Below are 22,743 nucleotides of genomic sequence, written 5' to 3'. Positions count from 1 at the left end.
TCATCGTACCATTGCGGGCCATGACTGTGGACAAGCCGACGGGTACAATTCTCCCACCATGAAACGCCGTCCACCTTCCCGCCCCCCGTCTCGCCGCAAGGCGTCTCCTGCCTCTCGTCACGGCGGAGGCGGCAAGCTGCGTATCATCGGTGGCGAGTACCGTCGTCGATTGTTGCCGATACTCGATAGTCCCGGCCTGCGTCCGACCCCGGACCGGATACGCGAGACCCTATTCAACTGGCTGACGGCCGTCACGCCGGGTGCCCGGGTGCTGGACCTGTACGCCGGCACCGGTGCCCTGGGACTCGAAGCGCTGTCGCGTGGCGCGCGGCAGGCTGTCTTCGTCGAGCGCGCTCCCGCCGTGGCGGCGGTCCTCGAAGCGAACCTGGCAACGCTGGAGGCCGCGGGACGCGTCGAAATTGCCGATACGCTGGCCTTTCTGGACCGCGCGGCGACGCCCTTTGCGCTGGTGTTTCTCGACCCGCCCTTCCGCCAGGGCCTCGCCGAGCCGAGCTGTGCCGCGCTGGAAGCGCACGGCTGGCTGACCGAGGACGCCTTCATCTATCTGGAAACCGAGCGGGAGCTCATGCCCCGGGTCCCCGTCACCTGGCAATTGCAGCGTGAGGTACGCGCCGGCGACGGTACCGGACGCCTGTATCGGCGCACCTCCTCGTCATGACCCGTCGCTACCCAGAGACGCTTGCCGAGCGCTGCTCGCCATCGTACGCTGCGCCCTGACGATTATTGAACACGCCCTACGCCTCACATGGCACGCAAGCCTCAGACGCAAGACACCAGGAGAACAGGATGAGCATCGAACTCTTCAATCAGCTCGAGCAGAAGGTCACCAACGCCGTCGAAGCCATCGAGATGCTGAAGATGGAAGCCGAGGAGCTGCGCGAGGAAAACGCTCGCCTGAAGCAGGAGCACGACGATTGGGAGCGCCGCCTCAATGGCCTGTTGAGCAAGTTCCAGGAGCTGGAAAGCAGCGACGCCGACGTGTCCTGACTCCCCCTACCAGGCTCGGCCCGACACATCGTCGGGTGAAGGTATCCCAAGCCGCAGCGACATCAACAATGCATCCTCGCGTTCGCCGCCTGCCCGCGCAGGCGGGTAATAGCCGCGGCGGCGGCCATCTTCCTCGAACCCGCACTGGCGATACAGGGCGATGGCGGCCGTGTTGCCGGCTCGCACTTCGAGCAATAACCGCTCGCTGCCCCACTCGGCAGCATCATCGCCCCCCCTCGCCAGCAAGGTGCTGGCGATCCCTCGGCGCCGCGCCGGCAGCGCCACGGTAATCGCCTGCAACTCGGCATCGAAGGGCAGGCGCTGCAACACGGCGAAGCCCAGCAGCCGCGCCTGTCGATCCAGCGCTCCCCAGACTCGGATGTGCGGATCGGCCAGCGCCTCGGCAAGCTGCGCCGGCGTCCAGGGGTGAGGCTGACCGGCCAGCTCCACGGCCGCCAAGGCCGTCTTCCAGCCGACATCGAGTCGCTGCAGAGCGATGTCACTCACCGTCAGGCTCCGCAACGCGCCACTGCTTCCCCCAGCGGCGCAGTAGTGGCCACAGCCCGCGTTTGGCCGAGGCATCCGTGGCCAGGGTGTCGAGTGCCGGCCCCTGCCAACCGGGAATCTCCAGCAGCGCGCAATGCCCACCTGTCAGTGCCAGTACCGCTTCCAGCACCGCGTGCGAGCCGAACACCAGGATCCGCTCGGGGCGCCAGCCATCGCGACGCCGCCCATCGACGAAGGCGCGCAGGCCATCACGCGCCTCATCCTGCGGCGCCTCGACCGGCAGTTCGTCCATCATCGGCCAGCGGAAGGTCTGGAAGTCCGGTGCGGTGTTGGGCACGATGCCGGCAGCCTGCAGCAGATTCGCCAATAGCCGCTGCGCGGTGGCCGTCGGCGGCGTCTCGCTCGGCACCACTATCAGCCAGCGCCCATCGAGGGCGGCGACCTGGAGGGTAAAGCGCAGCGGCTGCTGTGGTTCGGCCGGTGCCGGCTCCGGCCCGGGCGTCGCAACCGGTGACGTGTCCTGCGACGCAGGCTCGGCGGGCGCCGCTGGCGATCCGCCCAGCAAGGCGCGGGCGCGCCCGGCATGACGGGCCGGCGGCGGCTCGGGCTCGGGCCTGGGCGCCGGCACCTCGGTACGCTGATCGAGCAGGGCGTGCAGACGTTCGCCAGGGGGCTTGGCAGGCTCCGCCTCGGGCAGCTCCCACTCGCATTCGGGGCTCGGCCGGGCATTGGGTAGGCGATAGCGCCCGACCCAGGCGGTCAGGCCCATCGCCTCGAGATACTGCAGGCGCTGGGGTTCGGTGGTCACGACCCGCCACCGCCCCGGCAGTGTGGAGAATCCGGGCGACTGCCACCACGCGCTTCCCATTCCTGGGGGGTATAGGGGTGGAGTGCCAGGGCGTGTACCGGCCCGGCCAGCTCATCGGCCAGCAGCGCATAGATCTGCTGATGCCGCTTGACTGGCATCAGGCCGGTGAAGCGCTCCGAGACCAGGGTCACCTTGAAGTGGGTTTCGGAATCGGCCGGCACGTTATGCATATGACTCTCGTTCTCCACCTTCAGGTAGGTGGGGTCGAGTGCCTGTAGCTTGTCTTCGATACTCGCCTGAATGCTCATGGCTGATGTCTCATCGTCAGAGGTCTCCTCGAGAAAGCAGCGAATGGCTGCCTGCGCGGGCGAGTCGCTGCGTTGTGCTTGACTCGGCTCGTCGCGTCATTCGGCACCCCCTCAGGGGAGAGAATTTCCATTGTAACGGCTCAATCCGAGTGCGGCGACGGGCATTGCCGTTCCGACTCGCGGCTCGGTGCCGAAGTCAGCGGAATACGCCGCAGACTGATCAGCACGGCCCCGCTCAGCGCCACGCACCCTAGCCACAGCGAAGCCTGCACCGAGCCCAGGCCCGCGGCGAGAAACAAGCCTACCAAGGCTACGCCCAGCGACTGGCCGATAGTCCGCGTGGTACTCATCATGCCCGAGGCATTGGCACTGCGCGCCTTGGGGACGCTGCTCATCATCTCGCGATTGTTGGGTGCCTGGAAGAGCCCGAAACCCAGTCCGCACAGGGCGGTACGCCACAGGCTATCGATCACGCCGGCATCGTCAGCGAGCATCGCCAGCGACATTAGCCCGCACAGCAGCAGCACCAGCCCCGATGTCGACAAGGCAGCCGGGTTGACCCGATCGGCGAGCCGGCCGGCCAGTGGAGCGGCAAACATGATGGTCAGCGGCCAAGGGGTGAACAGCCAGGCGGTCTGCAGCGGCGACAGCCCCATTTCCTGCTGATAGAGAAACGACAGGGCCACGAAGGCCAAGCCCTGCCCGACGAAGGCCAAGCCTGACACCAGTACCGCCAGGGTGAAGCGCGGCTCGTCGAACAGCGAGAGCGGCAGCAAGGGATGCGAGGCGCGCCTTTGACGACGCAGGAATAGCCAGCCCGCCACAAGGCTTGCCGCCAGTAGCATCAGGATCTTGCCCACACCGGCGCCGTGCCCCAAGGCATCCAGACCCAGGAAAAAGCTGGCCAGCATGGTCGCCGAGAGCGCCGCCCCGAGCATATCGAAGCCTCCCCGACGACGTGGCTCGGCCGGCAACGCCCGCAACGCCAGCGACAAGGCGAGCAGTCCCAAGGGGACGTGCATGGCGAACAGCCAGGGCCAGTCGGTCACGGCCAGCACCAACCCGCCCAGGGTCGGCCCCGAGGCATAGCCACCGGCCACTACCAGCGCGCTCACCCCCATGGCCGCTCCCAGCAGACGCGTCGGAAAGATCACCCGATACAGGGAGGGCCCGATGGACAATGTCGCCGCCGCACCGAGCCCCTGGAGGGCACGAAAGACCAGCAACGTCTCCAGGGATCTGGATAGCGCGGCCCCCAGCGAGGCTAGGGTGAAGAGTGCCAAGCCCGCGACATATAGCCGGCGCCGGCTGAGGAGCTCGCTGAGCGAGGCAAACAGCAGCAGGGTCGCCGCACAGACGATCTGGAACAGGCTGAGCACCCATACCGCCCGCGAGGCCGAGACGTTCAGATCACGGGCGATCGATGGCAGGGCGATATTGATCATGGTGGTATCGATCACCGCCATCAGGGTACCCAGCACCAACACCAGCACGGCAATGCGTCGCTCCGGCCCGGGCAAGCCATCGTCATCGGGACGGGTCTCGAACAATCGGCTCATGGAGGTCTTCACCTACGACAAAAACCGGCCGAAGCCGGTTCATGAGGGGTGCCAGCGCACCCGACGACAGCCGCAAATCGGCGAACGGCGCTCAGTCCTGCTCGATTTCCAGCAGCAGCGAATCGTCGACCTCGGCCACTTCCAAGGGAGCCTCGTCGTCGAGGTCGATGGCCAGATAACTGTGCTCGACGTTCACGAAGCGCTGGAACAGCGCCCAATCGAGGGTTTCCGGCCACTGGCGTTCGTCTTCTTCCCAGGCGCGCAACTCGCTCTCGAGAATTTCCATGTAGCGCTCGCGAACGAAGGCCTCGAGCGACTCCGGGGTATCCATCTCGGGAATCAGGTAGACGGTGCTTTCGCGGTCGACGTCGTCGAGTGTCAGGTCGTCATCACCGACGGTCGGCTCCAGGGAGTTGATCCAGTCCAGGAATGCCTGGGTCGGCTTGACGCTCAGGGCGGAGCGGTTGAGCAGTTTCATCGGACTCTCCTCGACGTCGAAACGCTGACATTATGAGTGCTAGGCACCCCGGTTACCAACTATTCCCTGCATCACTCCGCCTCGGGGCGCATCGCCGGGAACAGCAGCACATCCCGAATCGACGGGCTATCGGTAAACAGCATCACCAGCCGATCGATACCGATGCCTTCGCCCGCGGTGGGCGGCAGGCCGTATTCGAGGGCGCGCACGTAGTCGGCGTCGTAATACATCGCCTCCAGATCACCGGCGTCCTTCTCGGCCACCTGCTCGCGGAAACGTTCGGCCTGGTCCTCGGCATCGTTGAGCTCCGAGAAACCATTGGCGATCTCGCGGCCGCCGACGAAGAATTCGAAGCGGTCGGTGACGAAGGGATTGGCATCGTTGCGCCGCGCCAGCGGACTGACCTCGGCCGGGTACTCGACGATGAAGGTCGGCCGATCGAGCTTGGGCTCGGCCACCTCCTCGAAGATCTCGGTCTGCAGCTTGCCCAGTCCCCAACTGTTTTTGACGGCGATGCCCAGACGGTCACAGGTAGCGCGGGCACCGTCCTCGGTATCGATGTCGGACTCGCCGAGGCCATCGCCGTGTTCGAGGATCGCCTGACGCAGGGTCAGACGCGCGAACGGCTGCCCCAGGTCGTAGCTCGTGCCCTGGTAGACCAGGGTAGTGGTCCCCAGCACTTCCTGAGCCACCTGGCGCACCATCTCTTCGGTGAGATCGAGCAGGTCATGATAGTCGGCGTAGGCCCAGTAGAACTCGAGCATGGTGAATTCGGGGTTGTGACGCGTCGACAACCCCTCGTTGCGGAAATTGCGGTTGATCTCGAAGACCCGCTCGAATCCCCCCACCACCAGCCGCTTGAGATACAGCTCCGGGGCGATGCGCAGGTACATGTCGAGGTCCAGCGCGTTGTGGTGGGTGATGAACGGCCGAGCCGCGGCACCGCCGGGGATCTGCTGCAGCATCGGCGTCTCGACCTCCATGAAACCACGCGACTCGAAGAAGCGCCGGATGGACGCGATCACCCCGGCGCGCACCTCGAAGGTACGCCGCGATTCGGGGTTCATGATCAGGTCGACATAGCGCTGGCGATAGCGTGCTTCCAGATCGGTCAGGCCGTGGAATTTGTCGGGCAGCGGGCGCAGGCTCTTGGTCAGCAGCTTGGCCTCGCTCATCTTCACGTACAGGTCGCCCTTGCCGGACTTGTGCACCGGCCCACGCCCCGCGACGATATCGCCGATGTCCCAGCCCTTGATGTCCTCGAGCACATCGGCAGGCAGGCCCTTCTTGTCGACGTACAACTGGATCTGTCCGGAGACGTCCTGGATGACGATGAAGGGGCCACGCTTGCGCATGATGCGCCCGGCCACGGCCGCCTGGCGATCCAGGGACTCCAGCGCGTCCTTGTCCCTGTCGCCCAGTTCGGCGAGGAGATCGGCCGCCAGGCCGTCGCGGCGGAAATCGTTGGGGAAGGCACTCTCGCCGCTCTCGGCGGCACGCTCGCGCCTCGCCGCCAGCTTGGCACGGCGCTCGGCGATCAGATGGTTCTCGTCGTGCTGGGGGCTGTCCTGGGAAGAGCTCTGGTTGGCCATTACGCTACCTGTGAAAAAATTGTGCTACGAGTTGCGGGCTACGGGCTACGGGCTACGGGCTACGGGCTACGGGCTACGGGCTAGCAATATAGTATTCCCAGCTCGCAGTCCGCCGTTCGCCACCAGCTCTTATAGGCCTTGCTTGAGACTCGCTTCGATAAATTGGTCCAGATCGCCGTCGAGCACCTTCTCGCAGTTGCTGGTCTGCACGCCGGTCCGCAGGTCCTTGATGCGCTGGTCGTCGAGCACATAGGAGCGGATCTGACTACCCCAGCCGATATCGGCCTTGGAGTCCTCGGCCTCCTGCTTGGCGGCGTTGCGCTTCTGCATTTCGTGTTCCCACAGCTTCGCCTTGAGCTGCTTCATGGCGAAGTCGCGGTTGGCGTGCTGGCTGCGCTGGCTCTGGCAGGCCACCACGATGCCGGTCGGCTCATGGGTGATGCGTACCGCCGAGTCGGTGGTGTTGACGTGCTGGCCGCCGGCGCCGCTAGAGCGGTAGGTATCGGTACGCAGGTCCGCCGGGTTGATCTCGACCTCGAAGCTGTCGTCGATCTCCGGTGACAGGAACACCGAGGCGAAGGAGGTGTGGCGGCGGCCACCGGAGTCGAAGGGGCTCTTGCGCACCAGGCGATGTACCCCGGTTTCGGTACGCAGCCAACCGAAGGCGTAGTCGCCCTGGATATGCACCGTCGCCGACTTGATACCCGCCACCTCGCCGGCTGAGGCCTCGATGATCTCGGCCTTGAAGCCATGATGCTCGGCCCAGCGCAGGTACATGCGCAGCAGCATGTTGGCCCAGTCCTGGGCCTCGGTGCCGCCCGAACCGGCCTGGATATCCAGGTAGGCGTTGTTCTCGTCCATTTCACCGGAGAACATGCGTCGGAACTCGAGTTTCTCGAGGCTTTGCTGCAGGCTTTCCAGTTCGCGCTGCACCTCGGCGACGGTATCCTCGTCGTCTTCCAACGCTGCCAGCTCGAGCAGATCGGCACTATCGGTCACGCCCCGATCCAGCTCGTCGATGGTCTGCACCACCAGCTCGAGCGCGGCGCGCTCCTTGCCGAGCTTCTGGGCATACGCCGGGTCGTTCCAGACGTCGGGGTTTTCCAGCTCGCGGGAGACTTCCTCTAACCGGTCCTTCTTCTCGGCATAGTCAAAGATACCCCCTCAGGACGTCTGTCCGCTCGGACAGGTCCTTGATGAGGTTGTTGATCGGGTTGATCTCTAGCATGAATGGTCTGCCTGACGTTTGCTGCAGGGAAGGCGGCCGCCACACTCGAAAGACAGGCGGCGGCCGGATAAAGGCCCTCATTGTAGCGAAATCCCCTCCCAGCAGCCATCCCGGCGGATAGCGTCAGCAAGCACCACACCCGGCCGGAGCCGGGTGTGGTGATCTTCCTGCCACGAGGCGCGGCGCGCTGCCAGCCTCAGAAGCGATAGTCGACGGAAAGGGCCAACACGTCCGCCGACACCTCATAGGTGCCGGCGAGGTTGCCGCGGCTCGCGTTGCCGGTATCGGTGGCATCCTGATCCATATCCACGTCCTTGCCGAAGACATGCAAGTAGCCGGCGGTGATACCCAGCTCCGGCGTCGGCATGTAAGTCGCCCCGACAGAGGCCCAACGGCGATCCGAATCCGGCACCCGTGGCGTGCGATAACGGCTGCTGGGCACCGGGGTCTGGTCATATCCCAGGCCGGCCCGCAGCAGCCACTGGGGGGTCAGCGCATAGTTGGCCCCTACCGAGAAGGCCCAGGTGTCATCCCAGTTTTCCTCGGTGACGCTCGAGTCCCGCCCATCATCGAACTCGACCACCAACTCATCGAAAGAGCTCCATTCGATCCACTCGGCATTGGCCATCAGGGCAAGGCGATCCGTGAGCTGATGATAGACCCCCAGATTCAAATTGGCCGGCGTGGTCAAGTCGGCGGTTCCCCCCGTTCCCGTCACCAGCCCAGCCGCGACGGCGCCGTCCGACAGGGGATCCGTCCCCTCGACGTTCAGTTCGCCGTCGAGTGTCAGGTCGATCTTGGAGCGATAGCTGATCCCCAGGCGGGTCTTGTCGGTGACCTGGAACAGGGCGCCCAGGGTATAGCCGTAGCCCCAATCATCGCCTGTCACCTCACCGATGACATCGTTCTGTCCGGGAGCGGCACCGGGAACCCCTTGAGAGGCCGCCAAAGAACCGAAATCGCTGGCGTTGGACAGCGTCGCATCGGCATATTCCGCGCGCAGACCGGCGGCAATGGAGAGGCGATCGTTTACGCGATAGTTCAGCGTGGGCTGGATATCGATAGTCTTCAGTTCGGTCTCGATGCCGTGATAGCGCCCGATCCAGTCCTTGTCGTATTGCGTCGACAGCCCGTAGGGCGAATAGATCGCCAGGCCCAGGTCGAACTGGTCGTTGAGTTGCGTCTTGGCGGCAAAACTGGGGACCCAGGCAGTCTCGCCGCCCTGACCCGAGGCATCCGAGCCATAGGGGAACCCGAATGCACTCGATGCCTCACCATTCCGAAGTTCGAAATCAGCATCGATATAGGACAGGCCACCGGTCACCTGGGTGCCGTCGATATTGCCGATCGCGGCCGGATTATGGGCCATGAAGCTGGCATCCTCGGCACCGGCCGCCGCATTGGAGAATGCATTGGCGAGTGTCTTGGCGCTCTGCTCTCGGACCTGAAACCCCGCGGCCTGCGCCTGGCTGGAGACCAGCGCCGTGGAGGCGATGGCAACGGCGATGGAGAGCTTGTTGAACTTGTTTTGCATCGTCTGACGTCCTTTTCCAGGGAAAGGCTGGAAGTAGTTGCGGTCTTGCCCGCTCCGGGCAAGGGCGTGCCCTACTCTTTTTGGCGCAAAGCGCCACAATGATCAAGGGCAAACGTTCGTTTTAATCTTCAAAGCGAGCATACTTTAGTATGATGAATATTTGATTCCTTGAACTTTCATCAACTTAGGGAGTCACGCCCAGGCAGGTCCAAGGCGTGATGCTGACCGACGACTGCGCGCTGACCGCCGCTCCGCTGATTGTCCACTGATTATGGCAGGTCAAGTGCTGACGCCTGCTAGGATAAAAGACAAGTGCACGATCGGGAGACGCCGATGCCCAAGCTCAATGGCGTATTGGAAACGGCACTCTACGTCGAGGACATGGCCCGGGCTCGGGCCTTCTTCGAAGGCGTGATGGGACTCGAGGCCTTCACCGCCGATCACCGCTTCACCGCCTACGATGCCGGCGCTGGCTCGGTGCTGCTGCTGTTCCTGCGTGGCGAAACCCTGGAAACGGTGGTGCTCCCGGGCGAGATGGGCACCATCCCTCCTCACGACGGCCAGGGTCGCGTACATATGGCATTCGCCATTGCCGCACGCGAGCTCCCCGCCTGGGAGGCGCAACTCAGCGACCACGGTGTGACCATCGAAGGGCGTACCCACTGGCCCAAGGGAGGGGAGAGCCTGTATTTTCGCGACCCGGACGGCCATTTGCTGGAACTGGCTACACCGGGCGTCTGGCCCAATTATTGAGGAAAAAAGACGGAAGAAGGAAGTACGACGCTTCGCGTTTTGTAGAAGGAAAATAGCGCTAGTGCCTGGAAGAAACTCTCCTGCAGCCTCCTCAGCTTGCCAATATCTCGGCGTGTTCCACCATTAACTGCAGGGACTCCCGCCCCTTCCAGCGATTGCGCGACAGCTTGTAGGCGCAGTGCAGTCGTGCGCCCAGGGCGAAGGCCGGCACCTCGCCGGGCGTCAGGGCACGGAACCAGATCGCCCGCACGGCGACGCCGCCGCGCGACAGTTCGAGCATCAAGTGATTGCCATCGGCACCGACAACGCGCAGGTTCTCGACCAGGAACTCGCCACTGAACAGCGGCGCGTCGAACTCGCGGCCATAGGGGGCCAGCCGTTCCAGCTCGTCGAGCGTCGCCAACGACAGTTGCTCGGTCTCCAGCTCACCGTCAGTGAACACGCAGGGATAGAGTTCGCGACTACCCAACTGCTCGCTCACGGCCACCAGCAAGGTCTCGCGGAAGCAATCGAGTTGCTCGATGGGCAACCCGATACCGGCGGCCCCGCGGTGGCCACCGAAACGCGGCAGGGCCTCGGGTGCCAGCTCATGGACTCGCTGCAGGGCATCGCGCAGATGCAACCCGTCGATCGAGCGCCCTGAACCGGTCAGCATGCCCGGGGCGGCGGCACGGGTGAGCACCAGCGTCGGGCGGCCGAAGGCCTGGACCAGGCGCGAGGCGACGATGCCTTGCACGCCGGCATGGCCGTCCTCGAGATACACCACCAGCGCCGGCGCACCGGCGGACAACTGCGGCATCGCCAGCCGTCGCGCCTCTTCGGTCATGTCGGCCTCGATCGCCTTGCGCGACTGGTTGTCCTGATCCAGCACATCCAGGTGCTGCTGGGCGATGGCATCGTCCGCCGCCAGCATGAAGTGCAGCGCTGCGTAAGGGTCGTCCAGGCGCGAGCGGGCATTGATGCGCGGCCCCATCTGAAAGGCCAGGGTTTCGGCGTCGAAGGGTACGCTGTCGGCTCCCAGACGCACGGCCATGGCACGCCAGCAGGCGGCCTCCATGCGGTTGATCAGGCTCAGCCCGTGCGTGACCACCGCGCGATTGGCGGCGCTGCCCCCCAGCGACACGCAATCGGCCACGGTGCCCAGGGCCACATAGGAGAGCCACGGCGAGAGCTTGGGCGTCGCAGCAGCCAGCGCGCCCCACTCGATCAGCACCGAGCGGGTCAGCGACATGACCAGCCAGGCCACCATGCAGCCGGCGATAGTCGGGTCGGGATAGTCGCAGTCGTCGCGCGTCGGATTGACGGTGGCATGGGCCGAGGCCGGCGGCCCCTCGATGGGCAGGGCGTGATGGTCGGTGACGATCACCTCGATGCCGGCCTCCTTCAGGCGGGCGATGCGCGGCTCGTCGCTGCTGCCACAGTCGGCGGTGATCACCAGGCTGGGGCGTGGTGTCAGCCGCAGGGTACGCTCCACCAGCGGCAGGCTGATGCCGTAACCGTCATTGATGCGGTGGCCGATCAGGCTGTGCAGCTTGTGCGACGGCACTCCGAACAGTTCGCTCAGGGTCCGCAGGATCACCACATGCGAGGTGATGCCGTCGACGTCGTAGTCGGTGAGGATGCCGATATGCTCGCCTTCCACCACCGCCTGGCCGAGGCGCTCGGCGGCGCGACGCGCGTCCGCCAGGCGCTCGGGATGCTCGAGATGACGCAGACTGGGCGAGACCAGCGGGCCGATCTCGCCACGGTAACCGGCCAGCCGACCGGCCAGTATCCGCGCCTGCAGCTCGGTCAGTCCCTCGGCCTGCGCCCGTGCATAGAGCGCCGCGTCACGCTGCCGCGGCTGAATGCGCGTCCGGAGTAGGTCCTGGATGAGGGGTTGGGCGATCTCCGTATCCAAACGGAACTCTCCTTGCGAAAGAACGCCCGGGCAGAGCGGGCGTGGGTCCCTTGGGAAAATTCCTGTCGCGACAGGTCATGGCCGAATGCCCCCTTCCCTGGGCACTCCCGTGCGGCTATCCCTGCCGCACGAGTTCCGCTTTCTTCCTGGCCTGGCCTTGGGTGCTGTCCGCTCCAAAAAGGGAGCAGAGTATGCCATCAATCAGCGGCGGTTCTCGGCCACGAAGCGCTGCACCGCCGCAAGCTCCGCCGGCAGCACCGTATAGCGTTCCTCGCGTTCCAGCAGGTCGTCCATATGCGGCGGCAAGGGGACGCCGGGGAACCCGGCCTTGACCACCGCCTCGGCGAACTTGGCCGGATGCGCGGTGGCCAGCGTCACCACCGGCGTGGCGGCATCGGCACGCACCCGCTCGGCGGCGCGATAGCCGGTGGCGGTATGCGGGTCGAGAATCTCCTGGGTGCGATGGTGGGCCTCACGAATCACCTCGAGGATGGTGGCGTCATCGACGCTATGGCTGGCAAACAGGTCGCGCAGCCTGGCCAGCGGTGCCTCGGCGAGTGTCGTGGGTTCCTGCTGGAAGCGCTCGAGCAGCTCGCGTACGGCGTCGCCGTCGCGGCCATAGGCCTCGAACAGCAGTCGCTCGAAGTTCGACGACACCACGATATCCATCGACGGCGCCAGCGTTGCCTTCAGCTCGCGCTTGGAGAAGTCGTTGTCGGCCAGCGTGCGGTGCAGGATATCGTTGGCGTTGGTGGCGATGATGAACTGCTTGACCGGCAAGCCCATGCGGTAGGCCATGTAGCCGGCGAAGACATTGCCGAAGTTGGCCGACGGCACGCAGAAGCTGACCGGGCGGTGCGGCGCGCCGAGCGCCACGCCGGCGGCGACGTAATAGACGATCTGGGCCATGATGCGCGCCCAGTTGATCGAGTTGACCGCCACCAGCCGCGTGCCGTTCAGGAAGTCCTGGTTGGCGAAGCTGGCCTTGACCATGGCTTGGGCGTCGTCGAAATTGCCCTCGATGGCGATATTGAAGACATTGTCGGCCAGCACCGAGGTCATCTGGCGACGCTGCACCTCGGAGACCCGGTTGTACGGATGGAGGATGAAGATGTCCAGGTTGTCGCAGTGGCGGCAGCCCTCGATCGCCGCCGAGCCGGTGTCGCCCGACGTGGCCCCCATGATCACCGCGCGCTCGCCGCGCTTGGCCAGGAAGTGGTCGAGCAACCGGCCCAACAACTGCAAGGCCACATCCTTGAAGGCCAGGGTCGGGCCGTGGAACAGTTCGAGCAGGAAATGGTTGGCATCGAGCTGGTTGAGCGGCACCACGGCGTCATGGCTGAAGGTGGCATAGGCATCGCGCACCAGGCCGCGGAAGGTGTCGTCGTCGATGGCCCCGGCGACGAAGGGCTGCATCACCCGGAAGGCGATCTCGGCGTAGGACAGGCCGGCCATGGCGGCCAGGTCATCGTGGCTAAGCTGCGGCACGCTTTCCGGAACGTAGAGGCCGCCATCGCTGGCCATGCCGGTCAGCACGACATCCTCGAAACTCAGTGCGGGCGCCTGCCCGCGAGTACTGATATAGCGCATCTTTCCACTCCGTGGGCCACGAGCGGCGAGCGACGGGCCACGAGCACCCGCTGCTCGACGCCCGTGACCCGAGGCTCGCGGCTGGGTTATTCGTGCTCGTCCAGGCTCTCGACGCGAATCCGGGTTACCGAGCCGGCGATATCGGCCAGCGCTTCGATCTGGCGAATCACCTCATTCATGTTCTTCTCGCGAGTCCGATGGGTCAGCAGGATGATCGGCACCAACTCGCCCTCGGTGGCCTCCTTCTGGATGATCGCCTCGATGGAGATCCCCTGCTCGGAGAGGATGGTCGCCACCCTGGCCAGGACCCCCGGACGGTCGACCGCCAGCAGGCGCAGGTAGTAGGCGGTGACGATCTCCTCCATGGGTAGGATGGACAGGGCGTTGATCTCATCGTGGATGCCACTGAAGGCCAGATAGGGTACCCGGTAGTGGTGATCGGTGGTGATGTCCCGTGCCACGTCGAGCAGGTCGGCGACCACCGCCGAGGCAGTGGGCTCGGCCCCGGCGCCGGCGCCGTAATAGAGAGTCGGCCCCACGGCGTCGCCCATCACGGCGATGGCGTTCTTGACGCCGTGCACGTTGGCCAGCATGCGCTCCTTGGGGATCAGCGTCGGATGCACGCGCAGCTCGAAACCGGCCTCGGTGCGCTTGGAAATCCCCAGGTGCTTGATGACATACCCCAGGTTGTCGGCCTGCTCGACATCCTCGGCAGTGATTCGCGAAATACCTTCGGTATAGGCCTTCTCGAACTGCAGCGGCACGCCATAGGCAATCGAGGCCAGGATGGTCAGCTTGTGCGCGGCATCGATGCCCTCGACATCGAAGGTCGGGTCGGCTTCGGCATATCCCAGGGCCTGGGCTTCGGCCAGCACGTCCTCGAAGGCTCGTCCCTCGTCGCGCATATGGGTGAGGATATAGTTGCCGGTACCGTTGATGATGCCGGCCAGCCATTCGATGCGGTTGGCCCCCAGGCCCTCACGCAGCGACTTGATGACCGGGATGCCGCCGGCCACGGCGGCTTCGAAGGCGACGATCACCCCCTGCTCGTGGGCGGCCTGAAAGATTTCATTGCCGTGTACGGCGATCAGCGCCTTGTTGGCGGTCACCACGTGCTTGCCGTGCTCGATGGCGGTCAGCACCAGTTCCCGGGCCACCTCATAGCCGCCGATCAGCTCGACCAGCACGTCCACGTCCGGGTTTCTGGCCACCTCGAAGACATCCGCAGTGGTCTTGACACCGGCGGTATCGCAGTCCGGGTTGTCGCGACGCATCGCCACCTGCTCGATGACGATCGGCCGTCCCGCACGCCGAGCGATCTCATCGGCATTGCGCATCAACACATTGAAGGTACCGCTACCCACGGTGCCCAGACCACAGATTCCTACTCTCACCGGTTTCAACGTCTTATCCCCTTGCTTGTGTCGTGTTGTCTCAGGCAGTTTTTCGTATGTCGCCTCATGCCCCTGGTATCGTGCCCTGCCATCCAGCGTGCCGAGATGGCCGGAAGGCGTCAACGGTATCGATGTCAGTCGTTCAGGCCAAGCATGGCGGCCAGGCGCTCGGCCGGCACGTAGCCCGGTACCATGCGCCCATCCGGCATCACGATCGCCGGCGTGCCCTGAACGCCGATCTCCATGCCCAGATGATACTGTTCCTCGACCGGGTTGTCGCAGTCCGGCGAGTTGGACAGCGCTTCCTCGCGTTTGGCCGTGGTCATGGCCTCGGTGCGATTGTCGGCGCACCACACCTGACTCAGCGCTCGTCCGCCCTCGGAGCCCATGCCGGCCCTCGGGAAGGCGAGATAGTGGATCTCGATGCCCATCTCGTTGAGCTTGGGCACTTCCTCGTGAAAACGCCGACAATAGGGGCAAGTGGTATCGGTGAATACCTTGACCACGGCCCGCGTCTCGCCGGGCCCGCGAAAGATCACCTGCTCGCTTTCCGGCACCTGCGCCAGGCGTTCGGCGCGCTCGGCGTTGCGCCGCTGCTCGGTGAGATTGACCAGCCCGGCATCGCTATTCTCGTAGAGATCCCCGACCAGGAAATGCTTGCCCGCGGCATCGCTGTAGAAGGTTTCGCCGTTCTCCAGGCGCACTTCGAAGAAACCGTCGAGCGGCGTCTCGCGCACCTCGGCGACCGGCATGGGTTCGCCATTCACGGTCAGGCGCTCGGCCAGTTCATGGTGGGTCGAGGCGAGGGTCGTAGTGGAAAACGCGATGCCGGTCAAAGCAGCGGCAAACAGACCGGTGAGAGCGGACATCAGGAGTCGATTCATGGTTAACCTCGGGGATGATGATCGGCATGCAACGCTTCCAGGCGCGCCTGAGCGACATGCGTATAAATCTGCGTGGTCGACAGGTCGCTATGCCCCAGCAGCAGCTGTACGACACGCAGATTGGCGCCATGATTCAATAAATGGGTCGCAAAAGCATGGCGCAGGGTATGCGGCGACAATGGCTTGTCGATACCCGCCGTCCTGGCATGGGCCTTGATGCGGTGCCAGAAGGTCTGGCGCGTCATGAAGCCATCGCCACGCCCGGGAAACAGCGGCAGCCGGGTGATATCGCTCATCAGTGCACCGCGCCCGGCACGCAGATAACGTTCCAGCCAGGCAATCGCCTCCTCTCCTATCGGCACCAACCGTTCCTTGTCGCCCTTGCCCAGCACCCGGATCACTCCTTGGCGCAGATTGACCGCATCCACTGTCATGCCGACCAGTTCGGAGACCCTCAGGCCGCTGCCATAGAGCACTTCGAGCATGGCGCGATCGCGCAGCCCGATGGCGGTATCCAGGTCCGGCGCCTCCAGTAGCCGTTCGACCTCGGGCTCGTCGAGCGTTTCGGGCAGGCTGGGACGCACCCGGGGCAGCCGCACCTCGGCCAGTGGATCATGATCGATCGTCCCACTGGCCAGCGCCCAGCGATAGAAGCGTCGCAGGCTCGACAGCAAGCGGGCATTGGAGCGCAACTGATAACCGGCGGCGCGCCGCTCGTCCAGCCATTGCGGCAGGGCCTGCGGTCCCGGCGCCGATAGCGCGAGTCCCCGTTTTCCCAGATAGTGCAACCAGGCTTGCAGGTCGCGTCGATAGGCGGCCAGGGTATGCTCGCTCGCCCCCTGCTCGAGCCACAGAGCATCGAGAAAAGCCTCCAGCTGGCGATCTTGCTCGGTCACGTCACTCATCGGCCTCCCTCAGAAGCGCCGAAACCCCGCCCCGCGCGAGCGGTGACGGGGTTTCGCTGGGTACGGGCCAGGCAGGCTCCGCACCGGTCCAGCCAACGCCTGCGCTTAGGCCAGCTTTTCCTTGATACGAGCGGACTTGCCGCTGCGCTCACGGAGGTAGTACAGCTTGGCCTGACGCACGTCACCACGGCGCTTGACGTCGATGGCAGCGACCAGCGGGCTGTAGGTCTGGAAGGTCCGCTCGACGCCGACACCGTGGGAAATCTTGCGCACGGTGAAGGCGGAGTTCAGACCCCGGTTACGCTTGCCGATCACCACGCCTTCGAAAGCCTGCAGACGCTCGCGGTTGCCTTCCTTGACCTTGACCTGGACGACCACGGTGTCGCCCGGGGCGAAGGCCGGGACTTCCTTGCTCATCTGCTCGGCTTCGATCGCCTGGATCACCTTGCTCTTGCTACTCATTGCTCGCTCCTCGATGTTTCCTGTGTGATCCCGACACTCGACCCGAAACGGGCGATGACGCGGGAGTCGACTCTGTGTATGACGCAGGTGCCTCGGTTCAGTCTTGGTCCGGGCTGGCCTGCACCTCCGCCTGAGTGGCGTATTCCTCGATGAATTCGTCGAGCAACACCTGCTGCTCACGATTCAGGGTCCTGCCATGCAACAGATCGGGACGCCTGAGCCAGGTACGTCCCAGCGACTGCTTCAGCCGCCAGCGCTTGATCGCCGCATGATTGCCGCTGAGCAGGACCTCCGGCACCGACCGCCCCTCGACTTCCTCGGGGCGCGTATAGTGCGGGCAGTCCAGCAGTCCGTCGTTGAAGGAGTCCTCCACCGCCGAGTCCTGGTGGCCCAGCACCCCGGGCACCAAGCGTGCCGCGCCATCGATCAGCACCATGGCCGGCAGCTCGCCGCCACTCAACACATAGTCACCGATCGACCACTCTTCATCGACATCGCTTTCCACGACACGTTCGTCGATGCCTTCATAACGGCCAGCGACCACCACCAGAGGGGTAGCGCCGGCCAACTCCTGCACGCCCCGCTGATCCAGAGGTCGCCCCTGTGGCGACAAGTAGATCACCTTGGCAGGGCGGCCTGTCGCCGCTTCAGCTCCCCGACGAGCATCCGCGATGGCACCACGCAGGGTCTCGACCTTCATCAGCATGCCCGGACCGCCGCCGTAGGGGCGATCGTCCACCGTGCGATGCTTGTCCGTGGCATAGTCGCGGGGGTTCCAGAACTCCAGTTCCAGCAGCCCTTGCCTGACCGCCCGCCCTGTCACGCCGTGGCGGGTAACCGCGTCAAACATCTCCGGGAATAGCGAAACGACCCCAATCCACACGGCAGCATGTCCCGTTTCCTCTTTCCGACCGCCATGGCCGGGAAGCGGTACGTCAGAATTCGTTCAAAAATCCGGATCCCAGTCCACCGTCATGATCCCGGCATCAAGATCCACGTCGCATACCACTTGACCGGGCAGGAAGGGCAGTAGTCGCTCCCGGTCATCGATGGCCTCGGCATCCCCCGCCACGACCATGACATCGTTGGCACCGGTCTCGAACAGATAGCTCACCCGACCGAGTTTCGTGCCTTCCCGGGTGACCACCTGCAGGCCTTCCAGTTGATGCCAGTAATAATCGCCCGGAGCGAGCTCGGGCAGCGTGTCCTTGGGCAACAGCACCTCGGCCCCTGCCAGCGACTCGGCCTGCTCACGAGACGCGACACCATCGAGGCTGGCCACCAGGCCCTTGCCCTGTCGCCGCCCCTGCTTGACCCGGCGGGTCTCGATCTCGCCGGCACGCCTCAGCACCCATTCGGGGTAATCGAGGATGCCGTCCATGGGACTGGTGTACGAATACACCCGCAGCCAGCCCTTGACGCCATAGGGACTGGTCAGCTTACCCAGCACCACGTAGTGGTCGTCACTGTCATGGGTGGCGCGCTCTACCACTGCCGATACCTCGTTGGACATGACCGTTCGCGATCCGTCGTTGCCTGGTTCGGCCAGCACCGCCACAGGCTCAGGCCTGCTTGCGGGCTTCCTTGATCAGTTCGGCGACGCGATCGGAAACCTGAGCACCCTGGCTCTGCCAGTGAGTGACACGGTCCAGATCGATACGCAGACGCTCTTCCTGGCCCCGGGCGACCGGATTGAAGAAGCCGACGCGCTCGATGAAGCGGCCGTCACGAGACTGGCGAGAGTCGCTAACAGTCAGGTGGTAGAAGGGACGCTTCTTGGCGCCACCACGTGCCAGACGAATGGTAACCATTGCGTTAACTGTCCTTCGGTTGAAGTTACTGAAATATTGCCGGAACCCGGCAATATCACCGAGCCCCTATCATGCCGGCAAGCCTTCCAGGGAAGGCCATGCCGCTGCGGCGCAATGACGAGACGCAAGACGCCGTCGACTGGCCGATTGTCACGACCGTGGCGCGCGCTTCCGCGCGGTCCTGCCACGAAGAGGCAGCATTCTACGGAAATCGGCGACGCTTGGAAACCTTTTTCCGCTCGCCCCTCCCGACAGTTCAACGCCAGGGGAAGCCGCCACCGGGACCGCCCATACCGCCAGGACCACCGGGACCACCGCCCCCCATCATCCCGGACATGCCGCGCATCATCTTCTGCATGCCGCCCTTCTTGCCCGCCTTCTTCATCATCTTCTGCATCTGCTTGTGCTGCTTGAGCAGGCGATTGAGGTCCGGTACCTGCAGGCCGGCACCGGCGGCGATGCGGCGTTTGCGCGAGCCGTTGATGATCTCCGGCTTGCGACGCTCCTTGGGGGTCATCGAGTTGATCAAGGCCTCGAGCTTGCCAAACTCCTTTTCGGGCCCCGGCCCCTGCGCCATTTCAGCCATCTGCCCCATCCCGGGCAACTTGCTCATCAGACCGCCCATGCCCCCCATCTTCTTGAGCTGCACGAGCTGATCACGAAAGTCTTCGAGATCGAACCCCTCACCCTTCTTGACCTTCTTGGCCAGTTTTTCGGCCTTGGTCTTGTCGACGGTACGCTCCGCCTCCTCGATCAGCGACAACACATCGCCCATACCGAGGATGCGCGAGGCAACGCGATCCGGATGAAAGGGCTCGAGGGCATCGACCTTTTCCCCCATGCCCATGAACTTGATTGGCTTGCCGGTGATGTGCCGCACCGACAACGCTGCGCCACCACGGGCATCGCCATCCGCCTTGGTGAGGATCACCCCGGTCAGCGGCAGTGCCTCGTGGAACGCCTTGGCGGTGTTGGCGGCATCCTGACCGGTCATGGCGTCGACCACGAACAGCGTTTCCTGAGGGGCCACCGCCTTATGCAGGGCCTGGATCTCGTCCATCATGTCGGCATCGACATGCAGGCGACCGGCGGTATCGACGATCACCACGTCATGGAACTGGATCCGAGCATGCTTGAGTGCTGCCTCGGCGATGGCCACAGGCCGTTGGTCGGATTGCGACGGGAAGAAGTCGACGGCGACTTCCTTGGCCAACGTCTCGAGCTGATCGATGGCCGCCGGACGATAGACGTCGGCGGAGACCACCAGCACCTTCTTCTTCTCGCGCTCCCGCAAATAGCGCGCCAACTTGGCCACCGAGGTGGTCTTGCCCGCCCCCTGCAGGCCGGCCATCAGGATCACCGCCGGCGCGCCCTTGAGGCTCAGGCCCTCGTTGGCCTCGCCCATGATCGCCTCGAGTTCCTGCTGGACGATCTTGACGAACTGCTGGCCCGGCGACAGGCTCCTCGACACTTCCTGACCTACGGCACGCTCGCGCACACGGTCGATGAACGCCTTGACCACCGGCAGGGCCACGTCGGCCTCCAGCAGCGCCCGGCGCACCTCGCGCAAGGTATCCTTGATATTGTCTTCGGTCAGCTTGGCCTGACCGCTGATGGTCTTCAGCGTCCGCGATAGACGCTCTGTCAAACTCTCGAACATGGGCCTCTCCGGCAGCGATGCCTTGGCTGTGACCGGCAATTATACGCCTTAGCGACGTCAGTCTCCATGCACGCGTTGTCACACTTGCCGGTGGCTGGGCGCAGCGCACGGGATTCGGTATAGTGATGGCCTTCAGCAACGTCCCCGATTCTCATTCCGCCGATGTCGACGGCGCACGGACAGCATCCAATGCAGGCGCTTCCCTTTGCCCTCCTGGCCATCATCTTTTATCTCGGCGCCGCCTCCTGGCAGGGCCTGGCGCTGTCACGCCGCGTGCCGCAACGCCCCGTCCTGGTGCGGGGCGTGGGGCTGCTGGCACTGCTCTGCCATGCCCTGACGATCATCGCCATTCTGCGCGAAGCCGGCGGCCTGGGGCTGGGCCTGTCGTACAGCGCGATGCTGGCCAGCGCCCTCATCGCCGCCCTGCTGCTGGCAGTCAGCCTGATCAAGCCGATCCTCAATGCCTCCGTGGGCTTGTTCCCGCTGGCCGCTGTCACGCTGCTGCTCGCCGTCGGACTGCCCAGCTCCGGGCACGGCACCGGCATGACACCGGGGATCGCCTTCCACGCCATCAGTTCGGCCCTGGCCTTTTCCCTGTTCGCCATCGCCGCCGTGCAGGCAGTGTTGCTGGCCATGCAGAACCAGGCTCTCCGTCACCACCATACCCGCGGCATCATCCAGGCGCTGCCCCCCTTGACCACCATGGAACGCGTGCTGTTCGAGTTGATCTGGGCCGGAATGTTGTTGCTCACCGCCGCCATCGTCAGTGGCTTCGTGTTTGTCGACGATCTCTTCGCTCAGCATTTGGCTCACAAGACGCTGCTGTCGCTGGCCGCGTGGGTGATCTTCTCGACGCTGCTGGCCGGCCACCACTGGTTTGGCTGGCGCGGGCTGCGTGCGGTACGCTGGACCCTCGGTGGCTGCGCGCTGCTGGTGCTGGCCTACTTCGGCAGCAAGTTTGCCCTGGAAATCATCTTCCCCCAGGGCTGAGTGCCCTATCGATGGAGTCCGCCTTGACAGTCTTCCGGGGAATCCCTACAAACGAGCCTGATACGCCATTGAGGATCCATCGATCTTGAGCGACGACTTCCCGCTGGGACTGCTGTTCGGCTTGCTGTTTCTGCTTATCTGCCTGTCTGCCTTCTTCTCCAGTTCCGAGACCGGCATGATGTCGATCAACCGCTATCGCCTGAGTCACCAGGCCAACAGCGGTGAACGTCCTGCCAAGCGGGTCATGCGCCTACTGGCCAGGCCCGACCGACTGATCGGGGTGATCCTGATCGGCAATAACCTCGTCAACAACCTGGCGGCAGCGATCGCCACCGTGCTGGCGATCCATTTCTTCGGTGAGGTCACCGGTCCGGCGATAGCCCCCTTGATCCTGACCATCGTGATCCTGATCTTCGCCGAGGTCAGTCCCAAGACCTATGCGGCGATCAAGCCCGAGCGCATCGCTTATCCCGCCTCGTTCGCGCTGGAACCTCTGCTCAAGCTGCTCTATCCCGTGGTATGGCTGGTCAATGCCCTCTCCAATGGCCTACTTCGGCTGGTAGGCGTCAAGAGCCTCGACGGCGGTGCCGACAACCTGACCCGTGATGAGCTGCGCACCGTAGTCCATGAAGCCGGCACTCTGATCCCCCATCGCCACCAGGCCATGCTGCTGTCGATCCTCGACCTGGAAAACGTCACCGTGAACGACATCATGGTGCCGCGTCATGAGGTGGTAGGCATCGACCTGGAAGACGACCTGGACAGCATCCTGGCACAGATCCGCACCAGCCAGCACACCCGGTTGCCGGTCTACAAGGGCGACATCAACAATATCATCGGCATGCTGCACCTGCGTAATGCCGCACGCTTCCTTTCCAGGCAGGAGGTGACCAAGGCCGCCATCGTCCAGGAGGCCCGCGAACCCTACTTCATTCCGGAATCCACCCCGCTGCATACCCAACTGCTCAACTTCCAGCAGCAGAAGCGTCGCATCGGCATCGTGGTCGACGAGTACGGCGACGTGGAGGGACTGGTGACATTGGAGGACATTCTCGAGGAGATCGTTGGCGAATTCACCACCGACGTGGCAGGCATGCACCAGGAGATTCATCTACAGGACGATGGCAGCTACATGATCGAAGGTACCGCCAACATTCGCGAAATCAACAAGTCGCTGGGCTGGCAGCTACCGACCGACGGCCCCAAGACCCTCAATGGCCTGATCCTCGAGCACCTCGAATCCTTTCCCGATGGGCCAGCCTGCCTGCAGGTCGGTGTCATCCGCATGGAAATCCTTCAGGCCAAGGACAAGCTGATCACTTCGGCGCGCTGCTGGCAGGCATCACGGCGCCCGATTCGCCACACCTGAACG

General features: G+C 64.4%; 23 protein-coding genes. 5 read left to right on the top strand and 18 right to left on the bottom strand.

What is annotated here, in order from left to right; all coding sequences use genetic code 11:
* The first annotated feature begins 58 nt into the window (after window positions 1-58).
* Window positions 59-679 (top strand): 16S rRNA (guanine(966)-N(2))-methyltransferase RsmD, encoded by a 621-nt coding sequence (gene rsmD / locus ACFOEV_RS11950; RefSeq protein WP_386774186.1) that lies wholly within the window; start codon window positions 59-61, stop codon window positions 677-679.
* Between the two features lie 128 nt (window positions 680-807).
* Window positions 808-1,008, top strand: coding sequence for a cell division protein ZapB (locus ACFOEV_RS11945; protein WP_386774184.1), 201 nt, complete (start codon window positions 808-810; stop codon window positions 1,006-1,008).
* 6 nt (window positions 1,009-1,014) lie between these two features.
* Here the strand turns inward: ACFOEV_RS11945 and ACFOEV_RS11940 are convergent, their stop codons facing one another.
* The 8 genes from ACFOEV_RS11940 to ACFOEV_RS11905 all read right to left on the bottom strand — a co-directional run bounded on the left by ACFOEV_RS11940 (window position 1,015) and on the right by ACFOEV_RS11905 (window position 9,022).
* The gene (locus ACFOEV_RS11940) at window positions 1,015-1,515 is read right to left on the bottom strand and encodes a GNAT family N-acetyltransferase (RefSeq protein ID WP_386774182.1); all 501 of its coding nucleotides are present in this window, start codon (window positions 1,513-1,515) and stop codon (window positions 1,015-1,017) included.
* Window positions 1,508-2,323 carry a hypothetical protein gene (locus ACFOEV_RS11935; RefSeq protein ID WP_386774180.1) on the bottom strand — a complete coding sequence of 272 codons (816 nt, stop codon included), beginning with the start codon at window positions 2,321-2,323 and terminating at the stop codon, window positions 1,508-1,510. The genes ACFOEV_RS11940 and ACFOEV_RS11935 overlap by 8 nt, the downstream gene beginning before the upstream one ends.
* Window positions 2,320-2,631, bottom strand: a complete 312-nt coding sequence (locus tag ACFOEV_RS11930) for a BolA family protein (protein ID WP_386774178.1) — start codon at window positions 2,629-2,631, stop codon at window positions 2,320-2,322. Before ACFOEV_RS11930 ends, ACFOEV_RS11935 begins: the two co-directional genes overlap by 4 nt.
* Before the next feature lie 140 nt (window positions 2,632-2,771).
* The gene (locus ACFOEV_RS11925; protein WP_386774176.1) at window positions 2,772-4,190 is read right to left on the bottom strand and encodes an MFS transporter; all 1,419 of its coding nucleotides are present in this window, start codon (window positions 4,188-4,190) and stop codon (window positions 2,772-2,774) included.
* Window positions 4,191-4,281: 91 nt separating this feature from the next.
* Window positions 4,282-4,668 carry a hypothetical protein gene (locus ACFOEV_RS11920; protein WP_386774174.1) on the bottom strand — a complete coding sequence of 129 codons (387 nt, stop codon included), beginning with the start codon at window positions 4,666-4,668 and terminating at the stop codon, window positions 4,282-4,284.
* Between the two features lie 71 nt (window positions 4,669-4,739).
* Window positions 4,740-6,260 (bottom strand): lysine--tRNA ligase, encoded by a 1,521-nt coding sequence (gene lysS / locus ACFOEV_RS11915; RefSeq protein WP_386774172.1) that lies wholly within the window; start codon window positions 6,258-6,260, stop codon window positions 4,740-4,742.
* A 129-nt stretch (window positions 6,261-6,389) separates the two neighbouring features.
* Window positions 6,390-7,488, bottom strand: a protein-coding gene (prfB, locus tag ACFOEV_RS11910; RefSeq protein ID WP_386774170.1) for a peptide chain release factor 2 whose coding sequence is annotated in 2 segments (ribosomal slippage) — window positions 6,390-7,412 and window positions 7,414-7,488 — 1,098 coding nt in all. Because the reading frame shifts where the segments join, the coding sequence is not laid out codon by codon here.
* Between the two features lie 196 nt (window positions 7,489-7,684).
* Window positions 7,685-9,022 (bottom strand): OmpP1/FadL family transporter, encoded by a 1,338-nt coding sequence (locus ACFOEV_RS11905; RefSeq protein WP_386774168.1) that lies wholly within the window; start codon window positions 9,020-9,022, stop codon window positions 7,685-7,687.
* A 333-nt stretch (window positions 9,023-9,355) separates the two neighbouring features.
* Between ACFOEV_RS11905 and ACFOEV_RS11900 the strand changes: the two genes are divergently transcribed.
* Entirely contained in the window at window positions 9,356-9,775 is a 420-nt protein-coding gene (locus tag ACFOEV_RS11900; RefSeq protein ID WP_386774166.1) for a VOC family protein, read from the top strand.
* 91 nt (window positions 9,776-9,866) lie between these two features.
* Here the strand turns inward: ACFOEV_RS11900 and recJ are convergent, their stop codons facing one another.
* The 10 genes from recJ to ffh form a co-directional block, all read right to left on the bottom strand.
* Window positions 9,867-11,675: a single-stranded-DNA-specific exonuclease RecJ gene (gene recJ, locus ACFOEV_RS11895; RefSeq protein ID WP_386774164.1), complete on the bottom strand. Its 1,809-nt coding sequence runs from the start codon at window positions 11,673-11,675 to the stop codon at window positions 9,867-9,869.
* Window positions 11,676-11,876: 201 nt separating this feature from the next.
* Window positions 11,877-13,265 (bottom strand): threonine synthase, encoded by a 1,389-nt coding sequence (thrC, locus tag ACFOEV_RS11890; RefSeq protein ID WP_386774162.1) that lies wholly within the window; start codon window positions 13,263-13,265, stop codon window positions 11,877-11,879.
* Window positions 13,266-13,351: 86 nt separating this feature from the next.
* Window positions 13,352-14,668, bottom strand: coding sequence for a homoserine dehydrogenase (locus ACFOEV_RS11885; protein ID WP_386774161.1), 1,317 nt, complete (start codon window positions 14,666-14,668; stop codon window positions 13,352-13,354).
* A gap of 125 nt (window positions 14,669-14,793) precedes the next feature.
* The gene (locus tag ACFOEV_RS11880; RefSeq protein WP_386774159.1) at window positions 14,794-15,543 is read right to left on the bottom strand and encodes a DsbC family protein; all 750 of its coding nucleotides are present in this window, start codon (window positions 15,541-15,543) and stop codon (window positions 14,794-14,796) included.
* Window positions 15,544-15,545: 2 nt separating this feature from the next.
* Window positions 15,546-16,448, bottom strand: a complete 903-nt coding sequence (gene xerD, locus ACFOEV_RS11875) for a site-specific tyrosine recombinase XerD (protein ID WP_386774157.1) — start codon at window positions 16,446-16,448, stop codon at window positions 15,546-15,548.
* A gap of 105 nt (window positions 16,449-16,553) precedes the next feature.
* Window positions 16,554-16,910 (bottom strand): 50S ribosomal protein L19, encoded by a 357-nt coding sequence (gene rplS / locus ACFOEV_RS11870; RefSeq protein ID WP_386774155.1) that lies wholly within the window; start codon window positions 16,908-16,910, stop codon window positions 16,554-16,556.
* 97 nt (window positions 16,911-17,007) lie between these two features.
* On the bottom strand, window positions 17,008-17,793 hold the full coding sequence (gene trmD, locus ACFOEV_RS11865) for a tRNA (guanosine(37)-N1)-methyltransferase TrmD (RefSeq protein WP_386774153.1): 786 nt from the start codon (window positions 17,791-17,793) through the stop codon (window positions 17,008-17,010).
* Window positions 17,794-17,856: 63 nt separating this feature from the next.
* A complete protein-coding gene (rimM, locus tag ACFOEV_RS11860; RefSeq protein WP_386774151.1) occupies window positions 17,857-18,423 on the bottom strand; it encodes a ribosome maturation factor RimM in 567 nt (188 codons plus the stop codon).
* A gap of 49 nt (window positions 18,424-18,472) precedes the next feature.
* Window positions 18,473-18,721: a 30S ribosomal protein S16 gene (gene rpsP / locus ACFOEV_RS11855; protein ID WP_386774149.1), complete on the bottom strand. Its 249-nt coding sequence runs from the start codon at window positions 18,719-18,721 to the stop codon at window positions 18,473-18,475.
* 256 nt (window positions 18,722-18,977) lie between these two features.
* Window positions 18,978-20,381 carry a signal recognition particle protein gene (ffh, locus tag ACFOEV_RS11850; RefSeq protein ID WP_386774147.1) on the bottom strand — a complete coding sequence of 468 codons (1,404 nt, stop codon included), beginning with the start codon at window positions 20,379-20,381 and terminating at the stop codon, window positions 18,978-18,980.
* A gap of 189 nt (window positions 20,382-20,570) precedes the next feature.
* On the opposite strand from ffh, the gene ACFOEV_RS11845 reads away from it, so the two are divergent.
* Window positions 20,571-21,371 carry a cytochrome C assembly family protein gene (locus ACFOEV_RS11845; RefSeq protein WP_386774145.1) on the top strand — a complete coding sequence of 267 codons (801 nt, stop codon included), beginning with the start codon at window positions 20,571-20,573 and terminating at the stop codon, window positions 21,369-21,371.
* Window positions 21,372-21,456: 85 nt separating this feature from the next.
* The gene (locus tag ACFOEV_RS11840) at window positions 21,457-22,740 is read left to right on the top strand and encodes an HlyC/CorC family transporter (RefSeq protein ID WP_386774143.1); all 1,284 of its coding nucleotides are present in this window, start codon (window positions 21,457-21,459) and stop codon (window positions 22,738-22,740) included.
* Window positions 22,741-22,743 lie beyond the last annotated feature (3 nt).

This window comes from Litchfieldella rifensis, from assembly GCF_042646605.1.
GTDB classification, from domain to species: Bacteria; Pseudomonadota; Gammaproteobacteria; order Pseudomonadales; family Halomonadaceae; genus Litchfieldella; species Litchfieldella rifensis.
Note: the sequence above shows the minus strand (reverse complement) of the source record. Positions and strands in the feature narration are given on the sequence as shown.

Coding starts and splice junctions, on each gene's coding strand:
- ACFOEV_RS11920 (WP_386774174.1), bottom strand. CDS start 4,668: ATGAAACTGCTCAACCGCTCCGCCCTGAGCGTCAAGCCGACCCAGGCA.
- ACFOEV_RS11925 (WP_386774176.1), bottom strand. CDS start 4,190: ATGAGCCGATTGTTCGAGACCCGTCCCGATGACGATGGCTTGCCCGGG.
- ACFOEV_RS11845 (WP_386774145.1), top strand. CDS start 20,571: ATGCAGGCGCTTCCCTTTGCCCTCCTGGCCATCATCTTTTATCTCGGC.
- ACFOEV_RS11945 (WP_386774184.1), top strand. CDS start 808: ATGAGCATCGAACTCTTCAATCAGCTCGAGCAGAAGGTCACCAACGCC.
- rimM (WP_386774151.1), bottom strand. CDS start 18,423: ATGTCCAACGAGGTATCGGCAGTGGTAGAGCGCGCCACCCATGACAGT.
- ACFOEV_RS11880 (WP_386774159.1), bottom strand. CDS start 15,543: ATGAATCGACTCCTGATGTCCGCTCTCACCGGTCTGTTTGCCGCTGCT.
- ACFOEV_RS11905 (WP_386774168.1), bottom strand. CDS start 9,022: ATGCAAAACAAGTTCAACAAGCTCTCCATCGCCGTTGCCATCGCCTCC.
- lysS (WP_386774172.1), bottom strand. CDS start 6,260: ATGGCCAACCAGAGCTCTTCCCAGGACAGCCCCCAGCACGACGAGAAC.
- xerD (WP_386774157.1), bottom strand. CDS start 16,448: ATGAGTGACGTGACCGAGCAAGATCGCCAGCTGGAGGCTTTTCTCGAT.
- rpsP (WP_386774149.1), bottom strand. CDS start 18,721: ATGGTTACCATTCGTCTGGCACGTGGTGGCGCCAAGAAGCGTCCCTTC.
- rsmD (WP_386774186.1), top strand. CDS start 59: ATGAAACGCCGTCCACCTTCCCGCCCCCCGTCTCGCCGCAAGGCGTCT.
- rplS (WP_386774155.1), bottom strand. CDS start 16,910: ATGAGTAGCAAGAGCAAGGTGATCCAGGCGATCGAAGCCGAGCAGATG.
- thrC (WP_386774162.1), bottom strand. CDS start 13,265: ATGCGCTATATCAGTACTCGCGGGCAGGCGCCCGCACTGAGTTTCGAG.
- ffh (WP_386774147.1), bottom strand. CDS start 20,381: ATGTTCGAGAGTTTGACAGAGCGTCTATCGCGGACGCTGAAGACCATC.
- ACFOEV_RS11900 (WP_386774166.1), top strand. CDS start 9,356: ATGCCCAAGCTCAATGGCGTATTGGAAACGGCACTCTACGTCGAGGAC.
- ACFOEV_RS11930 (WP_386774178.1), bottom strand. CDS start 2,631: ATGAGCATTCAGGCGAGTATCGAAGACAAGCTACAGGCACTCGACCCC.